General features: G+C 67.4%; 19 protein-coding genes and 1 pseudogene. 12 read left to right on the forward strand and 8 right to left on the reverse strand.

Annotated features, from left to right (window positions below; translation table 11 throughout):
• Positions 1–66 precede the first annotated feature (66 nt).
• The 4 genes from OS124_RS0113465 to soxR all read right to left on the reverse strand — a co-directional run bounded on the left by OS124_RS0113465 (position 67) and on the right by soxR (position 4,988).
• On the reverse strand, positions 67–903 hold the full coding sequence (locus OS124_RS0113465; RefSeq protein WP_010140226.1) for a 4-(cytidine 5'-diphospho)-2-C-methyl-D-erythritol kinase: 837 nt from the start codon (positions 901–903) through the stop codon (positions 67–69).
• Between the two features lie 15 nt (positions 904–918).
• Positions 919–2,619 carry a tetratricopeptide repeat protein gene (locus tag OS124_RS0113470; RefSeq protein WP_010140227.1) on the reverse strand — a complete coding sequence of 567 codons (1,701 nt, stop codon included), beginning with the start codon at positions 2,617–2,619 and terminating at the stop codon, positions 919–921.
• Between the two features lie 111 nt (positions 2,620–2,730).
• On the reverse strand, positions 2,731–4,374 hold the full coding sequence (locus OS124_RS0113475; RefSeq protein WP_010140228.1) for an electron transfer flavoprotein-ubiquinone oxidoreductase: 1,644 nt from the start codon (positions 4,372–4,374) through the stop codon (positions 2,731–2,733).
• A 128-nt stretch (positions 4,375–4,502) separates the two neighbouring features.
• Positions 4,503–4,988 (reverse strand): redox-sensitive transcriptional activator SoxR, encoded by a 486-nt coding sequence (soxR, locus tag OS124_RS0113480; RefSeq protein ID WP_010140229.1) that lies wholly within the window; start codon positions 4,986–4,988, stop codon positions 4,503–4,505.
• 75 nt (positions 4,989–5,063) lie between these two features.
• Between soxR and OS124_RS0113485 the strand changes: the two genes are divergently transcribed.
• The 3 genes from OS124_RS0113485 (at position 5,064) to OS124_RS0113495 (ending at position 7,355) form a co-directional block, all read left to right on the forward strand.
• Entirely contained in the window at positions 5,064–5,447 is a 384-nt protein-coding gene (locus OS124_RS0113485) for a VOC family protein (RefSeq protein ID WP_010140230.1), read from the forward strand.
• Positions 5,448–5,574: 127 nt separating this feature from the next.
• Positions 5,575–6,045 carry a transcription elongation factor GreA gene (gene greA, locus OS124_RS0113490; protein ID WP_010140231.1) on the forward strand — a complete coding sequence of 157 codons (471 nt, stop codon included), beginning with the start codon at positions 5,575–5,577 and terminating at the stop codon, positions 6,043–6,045.
• 293 nt (positions 6,046–6,338) lie between these two features.
• Positions 6,339–7,355 carry a hypothetical protein gene (locus OS124_RS0113495; protein ID WP_010140232.1) on the forward strand — a complete coding sequence of 339 codons (1,017 nt, stop codon included), beginning with the start codon at positions 6,339–6,341 and terminating at the stop codon, positions 7,353–7,355.
• 49 nt (positions 7,356–7,404) lie between these two features.
• Here the strand turns inward: OS124_RS0113495 and OS124_RS0113500 are convergent, their stop codons facing one another.
• Positions 7,405–8,400, reverse strand: coding sequence for a polyprenyl synthetase family protein (locus OS124_RS0113500; RefSeq protein WP_010140233.1), 996 nt, complete (start codon positions 8,398–8,400; stop codon positions 7,405–7,407).
• A gap of 82 nt (positions 8,401–8,482) precedes the next feature.
• Here OS124_RS0113500 and OS124_RS0113505 point away from each other — a divergent pair, with 82 nt between their 5' ends.
• The 3 genes from OS124_RS0113505 (at position 8,483) to OS124_RS26620 (ending at position 9,820) form a co-directional block, all read left to right on the forward strand.
• Complete coding sequence (locus tag OS124_RS0113505; protein WP_010140235.1) at positions 8,483–8,698, forward strand: putative signal transducing protein; 216 nt, start codon at positions 8,483–8,485, stop codon at positions 8,696–8,698.
• Positions 8,695–9,456 carry a tRNA1(Val) (adenine(37)-N6)-methyltransferase gene (locus OS124_RS0113510; RefSeq protein ID WP_010140236.1) on the forward strand — a complete coding sequence of 254 codons (762 nt, stop codon included), beginning with the start codon at positions 8,695–8,697 and terminating at the stop codon, positions 9,454–9,456. Before OS124_RS0113505 ends, OS124_RS0113510 begins: the two co-directional genes overlap by 4 nt.
• 193 nt (positions 9,457–9,649) lie before the next feature.
• Entirely contained in the window at positions 9,650–9,820 is a 171-nt protein-coding gene (locus OS124_RS26620; protein ID WP_010140237.1) for a YdcH family protein, read from the forward strand.
• 238 nt (positions 9,821–10,058) lie between these two features.
• Here OS124_RS26620 and phbB read toward each other — a convergent pair whose 3' ends face one another.
• From phbB to OS124_RS0113530, 3 genes are all read right to left on the reverse strand, one after another.
• Positions 10,059–10,781, reverse strand: coding sequence for an acetoacetyl-CoA reductase (gene phbB, locus OS124_RS0113520; protein ID WP_010140238.1), 723 nt, complete (start codon positions 10,779–10,781; stop codon positions 10,059–10,061).
• A 167-nt stretch (positions 10,782–10,948) separates the two neighbouring features.
• Positions 10,949–12,124 (reverse strand): acetyl-CoA C-acetyltransferase, encoded by a 1,176-nt coding sequence (locus tag OS124_RS0113525; RefSeq protein ID WP_010140239.1) that lies wholly within the window; start codon positions 12,122–12,124, stop codon positions 10,949–10,951.
• A 122-nt stretch (positions 12,125–12,246) separates the two neighbouring features.
• Positions 12,247–13,068 (reverse strand): EAL domain-containing protein, encoded by an 822-nt coding sequence (locus OS124_RS0113530; RefSeq protein ID WP_040607140.1) that lies wholly within the window; start codon positions 13,066–13,068, stop codon positions 12,247–12,249.
• 59 nt (positions 13,069–13,127) lie between these two features.
• On the opposite strand from OS124_RS0113530, the gene OS124_RS0113535 reads away from it, so the two are divergent.
• The 6 genes and pseudogenes from OS124_RS0113535 to OS124_RS24665 form a co-directional block, all read left to right on the forward strand.
• Positions 13,128–13,715, forward strand: a complete 588-nt coding sequence (locus tag OS124_RS0113535; protein WP_010140241.1) for a DNA-3-methyladenine glycosylase I — start codon at positions 13,128–13,130, stop codon at positions 13,713–13,715.
• 569 nt (positions 13,716–14,284) lie between these two features.
• Entirely contained in the window at positions 14,285–15,670 is a 1,386-nt protein-coding gene (locus tag OS124_RS0113540) for an aspartate aminotransferase family protein (RefSeq protein ID WP_010140242.1), read from the forward strand.
• 539 nt (positions 15,671–16,209) lie between these two features.
• Positions 16,210–17,874 carry a glucan biosynthesis protein gene (locus OS124_RS0113550; RefSeq protein ID WP_010140243.1) on the forward strand — a complete coding sequence of 555 codons (1,665 nt, stop codon included), beginning with the start codon at positions 16,210–16,212 and terminating at the stop codon, positions 17,872–17,874.
• Between the two features lie 7 nt (positions 17,875–17,881).
• Positions 17,882–18,085, forward strand: a complete 204-nt coding sequence (locus OS124_RS0113555; RefSeq protein WP_010140244.1) for a hypothetical protein — start codon at positions 17,882–17,884, stop codon at positions 18,083–18,085.
• Positions 18,086–18,147: 62 nt separating this feature from the next.
• Positions 18,148–19,968 (forward strand): glucans biosynthesis glucosyltransferase MdoH, encoded by a 1,821-nt coding sequence (mdoH, locus tag OS124_RS0113560; RefSeq protein WP_010140245.1) that lies wholly within the window; start codon positions 18,148–18,150, stop codon positions 19,966–19,968.
• A 92-nt stretch (positions 19,969–20,060) separates the two neighbouring features.
• A pseudogene (locus OS124_RS24665) lies at positions 20,061–20,262 on the forward strand (hypothetical protein); the annotation flags it as partial.

Here is a 20,262-nt window from a genome sequence, read left to right on the forward strand (position 1 = left end):
ATTCGACCAATACTCAAACAGCGCAGTTCCGCCATGGGCGGGAAGGTGCCGAAAAGCCTTGTTTTGCTAGGTCAGCACCGTGTCGCAGATCCACCAGTCGGGATGGGCCGCAGCCAGTATCCGGGCGGCGGTGCCCGCCGCCTCGGGCGTGGGAAAGAGCGCGACGCAGGTGGCACCCGATCCCGACATGCGGCTGAACAGGCAGAGCGGCAGGCTGGCGAGCGCGCCCAGCACGGCACTGATGGCGGGTTCCAGCGCCATGGCGGGGGCTTCCAGGTCATTGCGCAGCCCGGCAAGGTAAAGCGCGGCCTCTTCCGGTGTCGCCAGCGGGGCGGGCAGGGGACCGATACCGGGATTGTCACGCTTTTCCAACCGCTTGAAGACGGCGGGCGTGGCGACGGGGCGGCCGGGGTTGACCAGCAGCGCGGGCAGGGGCGGCAGGATCGGTGCGGGGGAGACCTGTTCCCCCACGCCCTGCATCCGGGCGGCACGCGGGCTCAGGCAGACGGGCAGGTCGGCGCCCAGCACCTCGGTGCCCCCGGGGATCGGGGTGCCCAGGTCGGCAAGGGCGCGCAGCACCGCCGCCGCATCGGACGAGCCGCCGCCGATGCCCGCCTCGCTGGGCAGATGCTTTTCCAGGTGGATCCGGCAGGGCTGCCCGGCCAGCCGCGCGGCACGCAGGCAGAGGTTGGTTTCGCCAGCCGGCACCCCGGCGCTGCGGGGGCCGCTGACGGTCATCTCATAGGCATCCGAGAGCGTGACCGAGACCCGGTCGCCCCGATCCGCGAAGACCACAAGCGAATCAAGCAGGTGATAGCCGTCGGCGCGCTGGCCCGTGACATGCAGAGCAAGGTTCACCTTGGCAGGGGCCAGCAGGCCCTGCACCGTCATTGCGTTCGTCATCTGGGGCTCTCCGGCTCAGCCGCCGTCGCGGGCGACCTGTTCGGTGCTCTTCTGCTCGTCCGCCAGCACGGCGTCCAGCCCGACCTGCAGCTTGCGGCGGATGCGGGCGGCCTCGGCCTCTTCGGGGTTGAAGGACAGGGCGCGGGTCCACTGGAACTGCGCCTCGCGGTGACGGCCGACCATCCAGTAGGCATCGCCGAGGTGATCGTTGACCACCGGATCGACCGGCATCAGGGCGGCGGCGCGTTCCATGTGGACGACGGATTCATCGAAGCGGTCCAGCTGAAACAGCGCCCAGCCGAGGCTGTCGACGATATAGCCAGAGGTCTGGTCGATCGACACGGCCTTCTCGATCATTGCCAGCGCCTCGTCGAGGTCCTCGCGCTTCTCGACCATGGAATAGCCGAAGTAGTTCAGCAGGTTGGGCTGATCGGGGTTGAGCGCCAGCGCGGCGCGGAAATCCGATTTCGCCTCGGGCCAGTTGCCAAGGCGTTCCTGGCTCATGCCGCGGGCGTAGTAGACGAACCATTTCGTCATGTCCTCGCCGCTGTAGAGATCCAGCGCCGCGTCATAGGCCTGCACCGCCTCGAGGTGCTTGCCCTGCCAGCGGTAGTGATCGCCGCGCGAGGCCTGCACCTTGGGCAGGTCGGGATAGGTCTCGGCCAGCTGGTCCAGCACCTCGAGCGCGGCATCGGGACGGCCGGCCTTGCGCAGCGCGGCGGCGCGGCCCAGCTCTGCCAGGTAGAAGGCGGCGTCGTCGCGCGGGACCTTGCGATAGGCGCGGGTGGCCAGCTCGGGGCGGTCGAGATCCTCCAGCAGTTCGCCGGTCAGCAGGATCGCGTCCACGTGGTCGGGACGCAGCGCGGTCGCCATGCGGGCGTAAAGCAGGGTGTAGGCTTCGCTGGCCTCTTGTTCCAGCGCGGCGGCGACGGAGTAGAAGACCTCTGCCACGCCATCCCGGACCGAGCGGACATGGGTGTAGGGCAGCGTCTCACCCGCCGCGAGGCGGTCGCGCAGCTGCTGCACCTCGATCCCGGGGTCCGAGCCGAAGACATTGTCGATCAGGGTCAACGCATCGGCGTTGCGATCCATCTGCGACAGGGATTCGACCCGGGCGAGGATGGCGCGGCGGGTCATCTGCACCGGGCGGTCACCATCGGCGGCATAGAGCGCCTCGGCCCCCTCGAAGTCGCCGACATAGGCCAGGGCCAGAGCCTTGTGGTAGCGGGCGAAACGGCCCAGCCCCGGCTCTTCGCCGACCGCGTCGAAACGGGCCAGCGCGCCGCTCATGTCGCCCTGTCCCAGCTGGACCCAGGCGGACAGGAGGCCGTCGACCAGCGGTCCGATGCCGCGGTTCTCGGCCAGCCGGGTCTGCACCGCCGCGAAGTCCTCGCGGGTCAGCTCGTCCGCCAGAAGGGCCATGTGCGCCACCTGGCTGTCGATGCCCAGCTCTTCGAGGCGTCGCGCGGCACTGACGGCGCTGTCGACCGCCCCGGCCGAGACCTGTGCCATCACCAGCCCGTCCAGTAGCCGCGGTTCCCGTGGCGCATTGCCGAGGGCGCGCATGTAGTAATGCACCGAGGCGTCGTAGTCGTTGGTCAGCCGGGCCTGCCGCGCGGCAAGGTAATTGCCGGCAAGGTCCGCCGACAACACCGGGAGCGGCAGAAGGGCGGCAAGCGCCAGAGCGGAAAGCTGGACAAGCTTCTTGGCTTTCATCCCGGGAGACCTCGTGATTTCTTGTCGGGTCAGGTTAAGGGCCGAAAGTTGTCAAAGCAATGAGGGGCGCCCGATGGACGCCCCCCGCTCGCGGAAAAGTTCCCGCGCAGTTTACATATTGGGATAGTTCGGCCCGTCCCCGCCCTGCGGCGTGGTCCAGTTGATGTTCTGGGTCGGGTCCTTGATGTCGCAGGTCTTGCAGTGGACGCAGTTCTGGAAGTTGATCTGGAACCGCTTGTCCGCGCCTTCGCCCACGTATTCGTAGACACCTGCGGGGCAGTAGCGCGCCGCCGGGCCGTCATAGGTGGGCAGGTTGACCTTCAGCGGGATGTCCGGGTCGGCCAGCTTCAGGTGGCAGGGCTGGCTTTCCTCGTGGTTGGTGGCCGCGAAGGCCACGTTGGTCAGCCGGTCGAAGCTGATCTTGCCGTCGGGCTTGGGGTAGTCGATGGGCTTGTGCTTGGCGGCCGGCTCGGTCGCCTCGGCGTCGGTCTTGCCGTGCTTCAGCGTGCCCAGCAGGGAGAAGCCGAAGGTGTTCGTCCACATGTCGAAGCCGCCAAGCGCCAGAGAGGCGGTCAGGCCGTACTTCGACCACAGCGGCTTCACGTTGCGGACCTTCTTCAGGTCCTTGCCGATGGCGCCCTTGCGCACCTCGGTCTCGTAGTCGGTCAGCTCGTCGCCCGAGCGCCCGGCCTGCAGCGCCGCATAGGCGGCCTCGGCTGCCGCCTTGCCCGAGAGCATGGCGTTGTGGTTGCCCTTGATGCGCGGCACGTTGACCATGCCGACCGAGCAGCCCAGCAGGGCCGCGCCGGGTACGGTCATCTTGGGCATGGACTGGTAACCGCCCTCGGAAATCGCACGGGCGCCGTAGGCCACGCGCTTGCCGCCCTCCAGCAGGTCCTTGACCATCGGATGGTGCTTGAAGCGCTGGAATTCCATGTAGGGGTAGAGGTGCGGGTTCTTGTAGTTCAGGTGAACCACGAAGCCGACGTAGACCTGATTGTTCTCGAGGTGGTAGATGAACGACCCGCCTCCGGCGTTCGAGTTCAGCGGCCAGCCCATCGTATGCGTCACCGAGCCTTCGCGGTGCTTGGCCGGGTCGATCTCCCAGATCTCCTTCATGCCCAGGCCGAACTTCTGCGGCTCATGGCCCTTGGACAGCTCGTACTTCCCGATCAGCTCTTTCGCGAGGCTGCCGCGCACGCCCTCGGCGATGAAGACATACTTGCCGTGGAGCTCCATGCCGGGCTCGTAGCCGGGCCCTTCCGAGCCATCGGCCTCGCGGCCGAATTCACCGGCGACGACGCCCTTCACCACGCCGCCCTCGTAGATCAGCTGCGAGCAGGACATGCCGGGGAAGATCTCGACGCCCAGCTCTTCGGCCTGTTCGGCCATCCAGCGGCAGACATTGCCCATCGAGACGATGTAATTGCCGTGGTTGTTCATCAGCGGCGGCATGGGGAAGTTGGGCACGCGGATCTCGCCCGCCTCGCCCAGCATGTAGAAGTTGTCGTCCTTGACCGGCGTGTTCAGCGGCGCGCCCTTGGCCTTCCAGTCGGGGATCAGCGCATCGAGGCCGCAGGGGTCCAGCACGGCGCCCGACAGGATATGCGCGCCCACTTCCGAGCCCTTTTCCAGCACGACCACTTCGAGGTCGGCATCAAGCTGTTTCAGGCGGATGGCGGCAGACAGACCGGCGGGACCCGCCCCGACGATGACCACGTCGTATTCCATCTTCTCGCGTTGCGTCTCGGACATGTTGGCTTCCCCGTCGGCATGGCTTGGCAATTTTCTTTCGCTTCGATATCGCTTCGCACCCCGCAGGGTCAATTGCAACGATGCGTCAGAAGGTTCGGGCAGAAACCGCGCCGGGCGCGCGGCCTTGCTCAGCCGGCCTCCGGGCTGTCCCCCATCAGGTAGCGCGGGCCGGGGCCTGCCGCCCCGGCGCGGTCACCGGGATTGTAGAGCGCGCAGCGGTCCAGCGAGAGGCAGCCGCAGCCGATGCAGCCATCGAGGTTGTCGCGCAGCTTCTGCAACCGGGCGATCCGGCGGTCGAGGTCGGCGCGGTAGCTCTCGGACAGGTGCCGCCAGTCCGCCGCCGTCGGGGTGCGCCCCTTCGGCAGGCGGGACAGCTGGGCGCGGATCTCGGCGATCGAGGCGCCAAGGCCCTGGGCGATCAGCACGAAGGACAGCCGCCGGATATCGGCCCTCTCGAAGCGCCGCTGGCCAGCATCATTGCGCCAGGGGGCGATCAGCCCCTCGGTCTCGTAGTAGCGGATCGCCGAGACCGACAGGCCGGTACGCGCCGCAATCTGGCCGATGGTCAGGCCGTCTCGTCGCAGGGGTCTTCGCAAGGGTCTGGTTTCAGGCATTTCTTTCTCCTTGCCCTCAAGTGTGCTTGAGGCCCGAGGATGGCGCAACCCAAACCAACGAGAAGGACAACAGCGATGATCCGTCTGGAACATGCGAATATCACCGTGAACGATCCCGAAGCGACGGCGGCCTGGCTCTGCGATGTCTTCGGCTGGAAGGTACGCTGGCAGGGCGCCGGGATGCAGACCGGGCGCACGGTCCATGTCGGCGGTGACGACAGCTACGTGGCCCTGTTCACCTACGGCGGACAGAACGCGCCGCGCGCCGCGCGCTACCGCACCCAGGGCAGTCTGAACCACCTTGCCGTCTTCACCGACGAGGATATCGGCGCCGTCGAGGCACGGGTGGAACAGGCCGGTTTCGAACCGATCAATCACGGGGAATACGCCCCCGGACGGCGTTTCTACTTCCTCGACCATGACGGGATCGAATGGGAAGTCGCCTCGCACCAGGGATGAGCCGGTGACCGCCACGGCAGTTGCAAACCGCTTGCAATGACCCTCGTATTTGGGTCAGGTATCCGGACTGACGAGAATGAAGGAAGGGGCCCGGGCGGCCCCTTTCTACGTGCCTGAGGAGGGCCCGATGGAAAAAGTACCGATGACCCGCGCCGGCTTCCAGAAGCTGGAAACCGAGCTGAAGCAGCTCAAGTCCGTCGAACGTCCCGAGATCATCCGGGCGATTGCCGAGGCGCGTGAGCACGGTGACCTGTCGGAAAATGCCGAATACCATTCGGCCCGCGAGAAGCAGAGCTTCATCGAAGGCCGGATCAAGGAGCTGGAAAGCCTGATCGGCCTGGCCGAGGTGATCGACCCGAAGACGCTGTCGGGGTCGATCAAGTTCGGCGCGAAGGTGACTCTCGTCGACGAGGATACCGAGGAAGAGAAGACCTGGCAGATCGTCGGTGAGCAGGAGGCCAACATCGAGGCCGGACTGCTGAACGTCAAATCTCCGATCGCGCGGGCGCTGATCGGCAAGGAAGAAGGCGATTCCGTCGAAGTCCGCACGCCGGGTGGCGAAAAGTCTTACGAAGTTCTCAAAATCGTTTACGAATAAGGTGAACGAAGGACGCGCGGGATCTCCGCGCGGTCGGAAGGCTCGGGAACTTGGGTAGCAGCAGGACAGGTGGCAACCCTGGCGGATCGGGGCATCGGCCGGGCGGCGAAAAGCCCCGGCAGGCCCGGACCCGGCCGCTGAGGGAAGGGTCCGGGGGACCGATCTCGATCCCCGCGGGCGAGGCCCGGCTGGCCTATCGGCTGGACGGGTTCGAGGCCGAGGCACCCCGGCACGAGGCGCGCGGCGCCGCCGGGCGAGAGCGGCGCGGTGCAAGCAAGGTGCAGAACGCGGCAATGAACGAAAGCCAGCAGAGCAAGCCGACCCTGGTCGGAGCTTATGACAGTGCCGGGGCGCGCGGACTGACCGCTGCCGAGGCAATCGCCCTGATCCTCAGCCTGTTCTGGCTGCTCGGGGCGGCGGTGTATTTTCTCTTTCTCTATGACGGTGCCGATGCGGGCGCGGATGGGTCGCTGCGGCTGGTCCTGACGGTCTTCGCCGTGCTGATGCCGGTGACCATGGTCTGGGTCGCGGCCATGGCTGCGCGCTCGGCCCGGGTGATGCGCGAGGAAAGCGCCCGCCTGCGCACCGCCATCGACGCCATCCGCCAGGCCTACGTGAACCAGAACCAGAAGGGCGGCGACAGCACCATCGCGCGCAAGCTGGACGAGATCGCGGTGGCGCAGCGCAAGACCGAGACGGCGCTGCTGACCTTCAGCTCGATCCGCGAGCATTCCGTGGCGCAGGAGCCGCGCCCCGTGGTGCCGTCCCCCGCCGCGCCCGCCGTGGACGAGGGCCAGGAGGCGTTGCCGCTGGAAACCCCGGTGGGGGCCCAGACCGCGCCCTTGTCGCGCGAGGATTTCATCCGCGCCCTGAACTTCCCCGAGACCGCCGAGGACGAAGAGGGCTTCGCCGCCCTGCGCAAGGCGCTGAAGGATCGCCAGACGGCCTTGCTGATCCAGGCGGCACAGGACGTGCTGACCCTGCTCAGCCAGGACGGAATCTACATGGACGACCTGCGCCCCGACATGGCGCGCTCGGAGATCTGGCGGCGCTTTGCCGGGGGCGAGAGAGGCCGCCAGGTGGCGGCGCTTGGCGGGATCCGGGATCGCTCGTCCCTGGCCCTGGCCGCGGGGCGGATGAAGCAGGACCCGATCTTCCGCGATGCCGGGCACCATTTCCTGCGACGCTTCGACAAGATGCTGGTCGACTTCGAGAAGATCGCCTCGGACCAGGAAATCCAGGATCTGTCGGAAACCCGCACCGCGCGGGCCTTCATGCTGCTGGGCCGGGTCGCCGGAATCTTCGACTGAGGCAACGACGTGCCGCGCCGCGCCGGAATGGCGCGGCAGGCACGACAGCTCAGTTCAGGCGGGCGACGACATAGGCGGCCAGATCGGCCAGCAGGTCGTGGATTTCGCTTTCAGGCAGGACCTGCAGCGCGTCGCGGGCCCTGGCGGACCAGTCCAGCGCGGTCTGGCGGGTGCTTTCCAGCGTGCCGTGCTTGGCAAACAGCGCCAGGGCCTGCTCCAGGTCACCCTCTTCCTGCTTGCCGCGCCCGATGGTGCGATGCCAGAAGGCGCGCTCTTCCTCGTCGGCGGCGGCCACGGCGCGGATCACCGGCAGGGTCAGCTTGCGCTCGCGGAAGTCGTCACCGATGTTCTTGCCGGTCTGGCCGCTGTCGCCCTGGTAATCCAGCAGGTCGTCGGCCATCTGGAAGGCGATCCCAAGCGCGTCACCATAGGTGAGCAGCGCCTGAACATGGGCATCCGGCGCCTCGGCCAGAACGGCGCCCGACTCGGTCGCCGCCGAGAACAGCGCCGCGGTCTTGCCGCGCACGATGGTTATGTAGGTCTCTTCCGTGGTCGCAAGGTCCTGCGCGGCAGACAGCTGCAGCACCTCGCCCTCGGCGATGGTGGTGGCGGCAGAGGACAGGATGTCGAGCACCCGCAGGTTGCCCGGTTCGACCATCATCTGGAAGGCGCGGGCAAAGAGGTAGTCCCCGACCAGCACCGAAGACTGGTTGTCCCACAGCAGGTTGGCCGTCGGGCGGCCCCGCCGTTGCTGGCTTTCGTCGACCACGTCGTCGTGCAGCAGGGTCGCGGTGTGGATGAACTCGACCGTGGCGGCCAGGTGCACATGGTAGGGGCCCTGGTAGCCGCAGAGCTTGGCGGCAGCGAGGGTCAGCATCGGGCGCAGGCGCTTGCCGCCGGCATCGACCAGATGCGCTGTGACCTGCGGAATGCGCGGCGCGTAGCGGCTTTCCATCCGCGCCCGGATCAGTTGGCCGGTGGCCTCAAGCTCTGGCTGCAAAAGCGTCGCCAGGGCGTCATGCGGTTTTGCTGTAACCTGGTCCAACCCGGCTCTCCCCTATTGTGGGCCGGGACGGGCCGGCCGAAGGATCTGGAAATCCGGGCGGTGCTCGGCTAGTGCTGGCCTCATGAGAGAGCTTCTGCGCAGTACCGATCCCACCCGCCTGGCCTTTGCCAAGGCCCTTCTTCAGGGGGAGGATATAGACTGCTTTGAAATGGACGTAAACATGAGCGTTCTCGAAGGTTCGATCGGGATCTTCCCGCGTCGCCTGATGGTGCTCGACGGTGATTTCGAAGCCGCGCAAGAGGTTATGCGCGACAACGGGCTGGCGGAGGCGCCGTGAGCGCCCCGGGGGAGGCGCTGAGCGCCGACCAGTTCCTTGGCGGCCGGCTGGTCCTGCATCAACCTTTGAAGGGATATCGGGCGGGCGTCGATCCGGTGCTGCTGGCGGCCTCGGTCGTGGCGCGCGCCGGGGACAGCCTGCTGGACCTGGGCTGCGGCGCGGGGGCGGCGGCGCTCTGTGCCGGGCGCCGGGTACCGGGCCTTCTGCTGCAGGGGCTGGAGCGCCAGCCGGACTATGCCGACCTGGCGCGGCGCAACGCCGAGGCCAATGACCTCGCGATGCAGGTCCACGAAGGCGACCTGGCCCGGATGCCCGAGGCCCTGCGCCAGCAGCGGTTTGATCATGTCATCGCCAATCCACCCTACTTCCGGCGCGATGCCTCGACCCCCGCCGCCGAACCGGGGCGCGAGGGCGCCCTGGGCGAGGAAACGCCCCTTTTCACCTGGGTCGAGGTCGCGGCGCGGCGCTGCAACCCCGGGGGCCATGTCACCTTCATCCAGAGGGTCGAGAGGCTGCCCGAGCTGATGACCGCCTTCGCGGCGCACCTCGGCTCGCTCGAGCTGAAGCCGCTGTTGCCGCGGCAGGGTCGCGAAAGCCAGCTTGTGCTGCTGCGCGGGCGCAAGAACGGGCGGGCGGCCTTCCGTTTGCACGCCGGGCTGCTGCTGCACGCGGGGATGGCCCATGACCGCGACCGGGACGACTACACGCCCGAGGCGAGTCGCATCCTGCGCGAAGCCGGACCGCTTCTCTTCGGGTAACCGGATGATGAACTTGTGATAGACGGGGCCGGATTCGGCGGAAAGGCGCGCGTTTTCGCCTGAAATCCCCCGGAAACCTGTGCGCATTTACGCTTGGGAAACCTCTGGGCAAGCAATCTTCACGGACGAACGTGACAGAATTGCGAAAGTGTGCTGCACTGAAGGCACCACAACCAGAGAGGAGTCCCCCAAGATGAGCTTGTCTTCCCACGTTGAGGAACTGAAGAAGAAACACGCCTCGCTCTCGGCGGCCGTGGACGAGGCGCAGCGCGCGCCCGGCGTCTCCGACCTCGAGATTACCTCGCTGAAGAAGCAGAAACTGCGTCTCAAGGAAGAGATCAACCGGCTTGCCGGCGTGCATTGATCGCCGGTCCAGGGACCACATGATCTGACCCCGCCAGCGCCGGGCGGCCAAGCCGGCGCACCTCCAGAAGGGACATACCCGAAAGGCCTTTCGGGCTGGAACGGGCGGCAGAGAGGATGGCTGCCGCCCGTTCTTCATGATCGGCACCGCAGTCCCGGCCTGCCTGATCGCTGAGGGCAGTGGGGGATATGCGAAACGCCGGGACGGATCCCGGCGTCGCCTCCGCAGGTTGCGGAAGTCACACGAAGAACTGGCCGCCGTTGGCCGAGATCGTCGAGCCGTTGACGAAGGTCGCATCCTCGGCGGCAAGGAAGAGCACGCAGCGCGCGATCTCTTCCGGCTCGCCCAGACGCCCCGCCGGGATCTGAGCGACGATGCTGTCACGCACCTTCTCGGGCACCGCCATGACCATCTCGGTCGCGATGTAGCCGGGGCAGATCGCATTGGCGGTGATGCCGTGGCGCGCGCCTTCCTGGGCAAGGCTCTTGATGATCCCGAGGTCGCCGGCCTTGGTGGCCGCATAGTTGACCTGGGCGAACTGCCCCTTCTGGCCGTTGATCGACGAGATCACGATGACCCGCCCGAACTTGCGCTCGCGCATCCCGGGCCAGAGCGGGTGGACCGTGTTGAAGACGCCGGTCAGGTTGGTGCCGATCACCTCGTTCCACTGCTCGGGCGTCATCTTGTGGAAGGGCGCGTCGCGGGTGATGCCCGCATTGGCGACGACGGTGTCGATCGGGCCCAGCTCGGCCTCGACCTTTTCGATCCCCGCCTTGCTCTCCTCGTATGAGGCGACGTTCCACTTGTAGGTGTGAATGCCCGTTTCCGCGGTGAAGGCCGCAGCGGCTTCTTCGTTGCCGGCGAAGGTCGCGGCCACCTGGTAGCCCTCTGCCTTCAGCGCCTTGGAAATTGCCGCACCGATTCCCCGGGTGCCCCCGGTTACCAGAGCCGTTCTAGCCATGTCTTTCCTCCCCACCATTGCTCGGCAGCATTGTTCTTGAAATACCTGCCTCTGAGCAACAATCTTTCCAAAACAATTTCAGTCCACAGATGCCTTCCGGCATCCCCTTCTTCGCGTAACCCGCTGACAGAATTATGAAAGGCGCCCGAAGGCGCCTTTCTTTCCGGTCAGGGGCGTTCGACGCACATGGCAACGCCCATGCCGCCGCCGATGCAGAGCGTGGCGAGGCCCTTCTTCGCCCCTCGCCGCTTCATCTCGAAGAGCAGGGTGTTCAACACCCGGCAGCCCGAGGCGCCGATCGGGTGGCCGATGGCGATGGCACCGCCGTTGACGTTCACGATCGACGGATCCCAGCCCATGTCCTTGTTCACCGCGCAGGCCTGGGCGGCGAAGGCCTCGTTCGCCTCGACCAGGTCCAGGTCGGTGGCTTTCCAGCCGGCCTTCTCCAGCGCCTTCTTCGAGGCATGGATCGGGCCGACACCCATGATCGAGGGGTCCAGCCCGGCGGTGGCATAGGAGACGATGCGCGCCAGCGGCTCGATGCCGCGCTTCTCGGCGTCCTCGGCGCTCATCAGCAGCACGGCAGCGGCGCCGTCGTTGATGCCCGAGGCATTGGCCGCGGTGACAGAGCCGTCCTTGGTGAAGGCGGGGCGCAGCTTCTGCATGGCCTCCAGCGTCGCGCCGTGGCGGATGTATTCGTCCTGGTCGACGACGATCTCGCCCTTGCGGGTCTTCACGGTGAAGGGGACGATCTCGTCGGCGAACTTGCCGGCCTTCTGCGCGGCCTCGGCCTTGTTCTGGCTGGCGACGGCGAATTCATCCTGCTGCTCGCGCGAGATGCTCCACTGGTTGGCGACATTCTCGGCGGTCTGGCCCATGTGGTAGCCATTGAAGGCGTCCCAGAGGCCGTCGCGGATCATCGAATCGATGTAAGCGACGTCGCCCATCTTGTGCCCGTTGCGCAGGTTGGCGACATGGGGCGCCAGCGACATGTTTTCCTGGCCGCCGGCGGCGATCACCGCGGCGTCGCCCAGCATGATGTGCTGCGCGCCAAGTGCCACGGCACGCAGGCCCGAGCCGCAGACCTGGTTGATGCTCCAGGCGGCGGATTCGATCGGCAGGCCGGCGTTGACATGGGCCTGGCGGGCGGGGTTCTGGCCCTGGCCCGCAGTCAGCACCTGGCCCAGGATGGTTTCGGATACCTCGGATTTGTCGATCCCGGCGCGGGCGACGATCTCGGCCAGGACCGCGGCGCCCAGGTCATGGGCGGGGGTGCTGGCGAAAGAGCCGAGGAAGGATCCGACGGGCGTACGGGCCGCGGATGCGATTACGACATTGGTCATTTAGGTCCTCCACCTGGCGAGGCATGTGACGCCCCTTAGGATCTGGATAACGCGAATGACCCAGTGTCTCAACTGTGCTGCGCGCAACGGCGTGATGCGGGTGGCAGGGCCCCGCCGGTTGCCTAGCTTTCGTCCCGATGCAAGGGCGGATGGATGGTCGGCGCACCATAGTAGTAGCCCTGCAGGTACTCTATCCCATTGGCTTCCAGCCAGGCGGCATCCTCGCCGCTTTCGACGGCTTCGGCGACGGTGAACATGTCGAGTTGTTCGGCGATGACCAGCAGCGCCTGGGTCAGCACCTGATTGTCGGGGTTGCCCGCGATGCCGCGGGTAAAGAGCGCATCCAGCTTCAGGATATCGAAGAAGAAGTCCCTGAGATGGCGGAAAGAGGTGTGCCCGGATCCGAAGTCGTCCAGGGCAAAGGCCACGCCGCGGGCCTGGATGTCGCGCATGAAGCATGTCACCAGCTCTGGCAGGACCATGGCCGAATGTTCGGTGATCTCGAGGATCAGCCGTTCGCCCGCGGTCGGGTCGCGGTCAAGGCCCCGCGTCAGCACCTGCATCCAGTGCGGATAGCCGATGGAGCGCGCCGACATGTTGATCGCGATGCGCAGCTCCGGGTGGTCGGCGAGGGTCTGCAATCCCATGTCGAGCGCGGCGCAGTCGACGCGGCGGCCCAGCTCCGTCGCCTCGATGGAAGAGATGAAATCCCGTGCGGGGATGATGCGCCCGGCGGGGTCGTAGATGCGGATCAGCCCCTCGTAGAAGGCCACCTGGCCACTGCCGGCGCGCATCACGGGCTGATAGGCCAGGGCGACTTCCTCGGCATCGAGGGCGCGGGCAACCATCGACATCGCCTCCGCATCGCGTGTCGAGACCGCCCAGCTCAGCGGGTCTTCCATCCCCGAAGGGACATCCTGCCATTTCACCTTGCCTCTGCTCATGGCATCCTGCCTCCTGACCGGGCCCTTGTGCCCTGTCCTGATCAAGAAGGGGTTAAGCCGTGAAGTTTACAGATCCCGTCCGCTGCCCCTGGGCCGGGCCCGAGCCGCTCTACCTTGCCTATCACGACGAGGAATGGGGGGTGCCGGAACGCGACAGCCGTGCGCTGTGGGAAAAGCTGGTGCTGGATGGCTTCCAGGCTGGGTTGAGCTGGATTACCATCCTGAAGAAGCGGGACAATTTCCGCACCGCCTTCGACGGCTTCGATCCGCATCGGATCGCCGAATGGGGGCCGGATCGGGTCGTGTCGCTGCTGCAGGATCCCGGCATCATCCGCCACCGGGGCAAGATCGAGGCCACCATCGGCAATGCCCGCGCCTGGGCCGAGATCGAGACACGCGAGGGGTTCGATCAATTCCTCTGGAAATACGTCGACGGCGTCGCGCTGCAACCGCGCTACACGCAGCAGTCCGAGGTGCCGCCCAGCACGGCGCTCTCCGAGCGGGTCTCGAAGGATCTCAAGCGCGCGGGCTTCCGCTTTGTCGGGCCGACCATCGTCTATGCCTTCATGGAGGCCTGCGGTCTGGTCAACGACCATCTCACCGGCTGCCATTGCCATGAGCATGTCGCCTCTCTGAAGGCGCCCTGACGCGCGGAAATAAAGAAGGGGGCCGGAGACGAGGGGCCAGAGAAGGGGCAAAGACGGGGAGGCTCCGGCGAACCGAACCAGCAGCAGATTCGGCCTGCGGCGCGGGGGACGCCCCGGTTACCGGGCAACTGACCGGCCGCGCCTCCCGGCGCTCACCGCTATCAGCCTGCGGCTGATGCCTTCGGGGTCTCCGGGGTGGCCGCCACCCGCTCGTGCCACGCCCCGCATCATCACCAGGCTGAAAATACTCCGGGGGTCTCTCCGCAGGAGAGGGGGGCAGCGCCCCCTTCCTCGCCCGCTCCGGCCTCCCTCCGGCGATCGGGGGCGCGTCCCCTTGTCGGGATCTCCCTTCGCACCCGGTCTGCCTCTCCGCCGCCTTGCACCGCCTTCCAACGGCCCGCATCGCCCCTGTCCGCTGCCGCGCTGCCCGGCGCGCTTCTGCCCTTCTCAAACCCGAAGTCGCTCAATATAATGAGCGCAGCGAGGCGCGGGTCACGGGCGAATCCGGTGCGCGCCCCTTTCTTTCCTTCGGCCAGCCCGCTGGCCTCCAAACCTGACAGGGATCCCCAATGAACGAGATTTCGAACTCTCTGGTCGCGGCCGACATCGCCCATTCGATGCACCCCTACACCAACATGCGCGCGCATGAGGCCCAGGGGCCAATGATCATCGCCCGGGGCGAGGGGGTCCATGTCTATGACGACAAGGGCAAGGAATACATCGAGGGCATGGCTGGCCTTTGGTCCGTTGCCGTCGGCTTCTCCGAGACCCGCCTGAAAGACGCCGCCATCAAGCAGATGGAGGCGCTGCCCTACTACCATACCTTCGCCCACAAGGCGCATGAGCCTTCGATCCGCCTGGCCGAGAAGCTGGCCGAGATGACCCCGGGCGATCTGAACCACTGCTTCTTCACCAACTCGGGCTCCGAGGCCAACGACACGGTGGTGAAGATGGTCTGGTACATGAACAACGCCCTCGGCCGGCCCGGGAAGAAGAAGTTCATCGCCCGCAACAAGGGCTACCACGGGATCACCGTGGCCTCGGGCTCGCTCACCGGGCTGCCGGGCAACCACCGCGACTTCGACCTGCCGGCGATCCCGGTCACCCATGTCACCACGCCGCACTTCTGGCGCTTCGCCGAAGCTGGCGAGAGCGAGGCCGATTTCTGCGCCCGCCTGCTGAAGGAGATCGAGGACACCATCCTGGCCGAGGGCCCCGAGACCGTCGCCGCCTTCATCGGCGAGCCCGTCATGGGCGCCGGGGGCGTCATGGTGCCGCCGCCGGGCTACTGGGAAGGCGTCGCGGCGATCTGCCGGAAGTACGACGTGCTGCTGGTCGCCGACGAGGTGATCTGCGGATTCGGGCGCTGCGGCACCACCTTCGCCTGCGAGAAGTTCGGCTTCCAGCCCGACATCCTGGTGCTGTCCAAGCAGATCAGCTCGTCCTACATGCCGCTGGCAGCGGTCATGGTCTCGGATGCGGTCTATGGCGCGATCGCGGACAATTCGGCCAAGATCGGCACCTTCGGCCATGGCTACACCGGCTCGGGCCATCCCGTCGCCACCGCCGTCGGCCTCGAGAACGTGAAGATCATCGAGGAGCGCGGCCTTGTCGCCAATGCCGCCGCGCTGGAAGAGGCCTTCATCGGCGGCCTGCACGCGGCCTTCGACGCTCATCCGCTGGTCGGCGAGGTGCGTGGCATCGGCCTGATCGCCGGGCTGGAGCTGGTGGCCGGCAAGACCGCCGCCAGCGCCTTTGATCCCGCCGCCAAGGTGGGCGCGAAATGTGCCGACCTCTGCGCTGAAGAGGGGCTGATCAGCCGCGCCGTGGGCGATACCATGGCGCTCTGCCCGCCGCTGATCGTCACCGAGGCCGATATCGCCCGGATCATCGAGCGCATGGGCCGCGCCCTGGACCGCACTCTGGACTGGGCGCGCGCCGAAGCGCTGATGTAACGCCCCTCACCCTCGCTTGCGGGAATCGCGTCGCCGTAGGGCAGCGCGATTTGCGTTTCCGGGCAGGGCAGGGGGGCGGAATTGGGCGCCTGGCCCTGCCGCTTTCCGCGCGTTTCCCCGCCGCTTCAGGGGCGCCCGGGTGGCGGGGATCTGCGTGGCTGCTCCGCCTGTTACTAGCATCGCCCGATTTCATGCCGCGGCGCGGCAAAAGTCGGCGCTTTTCCGCCGATCGCGCGAGGCCTCACGCGGAATCCCTCTGGCGCGACAGGGGGGAGAGGCGATAAATTGCCGAGCTGCAAGTTCCTCCCCTCAAAGGGTTTATCCGGGTCACTCGCCCTGTCCGCCCATCTTTTTCTACCTTTCACGCTGCTTCCGCCTGCCGTTGGATTGAACCATCGGCGGGTTTTCCGCGTTGCCGCATCAGGCCCTTGGCGAAGCTCTGCCGGGCCCGGCGAGTGCCATTGCCTGCGCCGCTGATCGGCTCAGGATCAAGAGACGTTGCCGCGCCCCTGCCGGGCGCGCATCACAAGGGACCAAGAATGCTGCCAAACCGAAACACCGCCTCCGAACGATCTGCCCTGCTCGACCGACCTGCCGCTGAAACCGCCGCCCGCCACCTGCCTGCCGATCCCTCCCGTCGCCGTCTGCTGGCGATGCTGGCGGGCTCGACGGCGCTTGCGGTGACCCTGCCTGCCGCGCTGCGCGCGCAGGAGGGCAGCGGCGACATGGCCTCGCCGTTCAGCTTCGAAGCCCTGGTCGAAACCATGCGTCAGCGGGCCGCCGAACCATGGCTGGCGCCGCAGAAGGCCGAGGGCTTCTTCCGCGCGCTCGACTACGACGGCTTCCAGCGCATCCAGTTCGACCCCGAGCGGGCACGCTGGGCCGACGAGGGGCGCTTCCGTGTCAATGCCTTCCACCTCGGCTGGCTGTTCGCCGAGCCGGTGGCGCTGCACGAGGTCTCGCAGGGGCAGGCGCAGCCGATGGCCTTCTCGACCGATGATTTCATCTACCACCAGCCGCTGGGCGTCGATGTCCCCGAACACACGCAGATGCCGGGCGTTGCCGGCTTCCGCCTGAATGCGCCGCTGAACCAGGCGGGGCGCTTCGACGAGGTGGTTGCCTTCCTTGGTGCCTCCTATTTCCGTGCCCTGGGCGTGGGCAACCGCTATGGCCTTTCGGCACGCGGCCTGGCGGTGAACACCGGCCTGCCCGAGGGCGAGGAGTTCCCCCGCTTCGAGGCCTTCTGGCTGGAGCGTCCTTCGGCGACCTCCAACGAGGTGGTGGTCTGCGCCGCGCTTGGCAGTGAAAGCGTCACCGGCGCCTTCCGCATGACCGTGCGCCCGGGGGATCCGACCCGCATCGGCGTCGAGGCGCACCTGTTCCTGCGTCGCGACGTGGCGCAGATCGGCTTGGCGCCGCTGACCTCGATGTATCTCTACGGACCGCAGGACCAGGGCGACTACGATGATTACCGCCCGGCGGTGCATGACAGCGAAGGTCTCTACATCGAGAGCGGCGGGCAGAAGATCTGGCGGCCGCTGAAGAACCCGTCGCGTCTGGGCAACTCGTACTTCGCGCTGGAGAACCCGCGCGCCTTCGGCCTGGTGCAGCGGACGCGCGGCTTCGAGGCCTACCTGGACGCCGAGGCGCGCTACGATCTGCGGCCCTCGCTGGTGATCCGTCCGCGTGGCGACTGGGGCCGGGGCCGGCTGCGGCTGGTCGAGATCCCGACGGATCTCGAGACCAACGACAATATCGTCGCCTTCTGGGTGCCCGAGACCGGCTTCGCTGCCGGTCAGGAAATCAGCGTGGCCTACGACATGGAATGGGGCACCGGGCCGGGCGAGGCCCGCGCACTGGCCGGAGGCGATCTTGCCGCAGTGCGGCGGAGCCTTGCCGGTCATGGCGGCAATGCGGGCGCGGAACCGGCGAAGGACCGCCGAAAGTTCGTCATCGACTTCGAAGGTGGCCGTCTGGGGGAACTTCCTGCCGGAGCAGAGGTTACGCCCCTCGTGACCGCTGCCAGGGGGGAGGTTCTGGAAGCCATCCTGTCGCCCATCGAAGGGACACGTACCTGGCGCCTGGTCACCGAGATCTCGGCCAAGGGGGACGAGATCGTGGAGATTGCGGCACACCTCGAGGGCTACGGCCAGGTGCTGTCCGAAACCTGGGCCTACCAGTGGATGGGGCCCGAAAATGATTGAGAGAGGCATGACACAGCATTCTCAGAGCGAATTTCACGCAGCGACGATTGAACCCGCCGTCACCCCGATGAACGCCGAGGCCGAAGCGCAGCCCGCCAGTTGGGCGCCGCCCGAGGCCCCGCTGGCGATGCCCCGTCAGCAGCTCGAGCGCGAGGGAAGCGCAAGGCGTCGCTTCGGCCTGTTCGCAGGCTTCCGTCAGACGGCGGCCTGAGTGTCATGAGCGATCCAAGGGGGGCGGGGAACCCTGTCAGCATTCCTCCCGTCAGGACGCCCGTGCTTCTGCGCACGCTTGCCCTGGCTTTCGCCGGGGCCTGTGCCCTGGTGGCGACCGGGTTCATGGCGGATGCGGCGCTGGCTGATGGCTTCGGCTGGCTCGACGTGCTGCGCAGCCTGCTGGTTTGCGTCACCACCGCCTGGCTTGCCTGGGGCGTGGCTCAGGCGCTGGTCGGCCTGCCGCCCTACCTGCGCCGGCGCAACCGGCCGCAGGCGCCGGTCGCCTCCGGCCCCGCCACGCTGGCGGCGGGGTCCTTCGCCATGCCGTCGCTGAACGGCGGGGCGGCGGCCCGTCCCGACCTCGTGCTGCTGATCCCGATCTGCAACGAGGATCCCGTCGCCACCTTCGCCCGCATCGCCGCGATGGACCTCTCGATGGCGCGGGCCGAGCTGCGTGCCGATATCGCCGTCCTCTCGGACACCCGCGATCCGGCCGCCGCCGAGGCCGAGCTGCGCGCCTTCGCCCGGCTGGTGCAGGAGACCGGCGGTCAGGAGCGCATCTTCTACCGCCGCCGCGAGGACAACCGGGGCCGCAAGGCCGGCAACGTCGAGGATTTCATCCGTCGCTCGGGCGGCAACTGGGACTACGCGCTGGTGCTGGATGCCGACAGCCTGATGGAGGGCCAGGCGATCCGCGCCATGGTCGAGAAGATGCGCGCCGAGCCTGACCTTGGCCTGCTTCAGACCCTGCCGCAGCTGCATTCGGCGCGCTCGGTCTTCGGGCGGGCCCTGCAGTTCTCGGCCAGCTTCTTCTCTCCGGTCTTCGCGCGCGGTCTGGCGCGGTTGCAGGGCCGGACGGGCCCGTTCTGGGGCCATAACGCGATGATCCGCATCCGTGCCTTCGCCGAAAGCTGCGCCCTGCCGCCACTCTCGGGACGTCCGCCCTTTGGCGGCGACATCCTCAGCCATGACTACGTGGAGGCCGCCCTGCTGGCGCGCGCGGGCTGGCGGGTGACCCTGGACGAGACGCTGCCCGGCTCTTACGAGGAAGGCCCCGACAACCTTCTGTCCTTCGCCCGCCGCGACCGGCGCTGGTGCCAGGGCAACCTGCAGCACATGCGCCTGCTGACCGCGCCGGGGCTGAAGGGCTGGAGCCGCTTCACCTTCCTGCAGGGCATTTTCAGCTATCTCGTCTCGCTGGTCTGGGGCCTGTTCCTGCTGGCCTCGGTGGCGGCGGCTGTCTGGGCGCCCGCGCCGGATTACTTCCCCGAGCCGCATCAGATGTTCCCCTCGTTCCCCGATGACCGCACCCGGCAGATCCTGGCGCTTGGTCTCGGCATCCTCGGCCTGCTGGTGTTGCCCAAGGCGGCGATCCTGCTGGGCGGGCTGATCTCGGGGCGGGCCGGTCGTGGCTTTGGCGGCTGGCGTGCCGCGCCCTCGGTGCTGGCCGAGCTGCTGCTGTCCTCGATCCTGGCGCCGCTGCTGCTGGCCTACCAGAGCAAGGCGGTGATCCAGGTGCTGTCGGGCGCCGATGGCGGCTGGCCTGCCAACCAGCGCGGCGAAGGCCGCCTGACCCCGGGTGACAGCTTGGCTGCGGGTGGTTGGATCAGCCTGATCGGCGCCGCCGGTCTGGGTGTCGTCACCTGGGTCGCGCCTCAGCTCAGCCTCTGGCTGCTACCGGTCTGCGGCCCGATGCTGCTGGCGCCGGTGCTGATCTGGGCCAGCTCGCAACCGCTTGAAGGCTGGCTGTTCCGCACGCCGGAAGAAAGCAGCCCGCCGCCGGTGGTCGCCCTTTGGCGGGTGATCCACGCCCGCTGGACCGGCACCACACCCGAAGCCCTGCACGACGTCCCCGCCGCCAACGCCCTGCCGGCCGAGTAGCGCAGCAACCGGGGGGAGGTGGTTTACTTCCCCCCGTCCCGCAGCCAGTCTGCCGCTCGAGAGTCGTAACGACCCCGGGCAGAGGATTGGTGATGAGTGAACTGGTAGCGGGCGACGCCGGGCAGGACCCGGCGGGCGATGCGGGTATCGACTGGGCGGACGCCTTCGACAACATGGGCCATGTGCCAGGCGCCGCCGAGATGCTGCGCCAGGGCAGCGAGGACGCAAGGGCCTTCCGCGAAGCCGCCTCGAATGCCTCCTTCGACATCGCCTATGGGCCCGGGCCGCGCAACC

It is taken from the genome of Oceanicola sp. S124, from assembly GCF_000220565.1.
Classification (GTDB): Bacteria; Pseudomonadota; Alphaproteobacteria; order Rhodobacterales; family Rhodobacteraceae; genus Pseudooceanicola.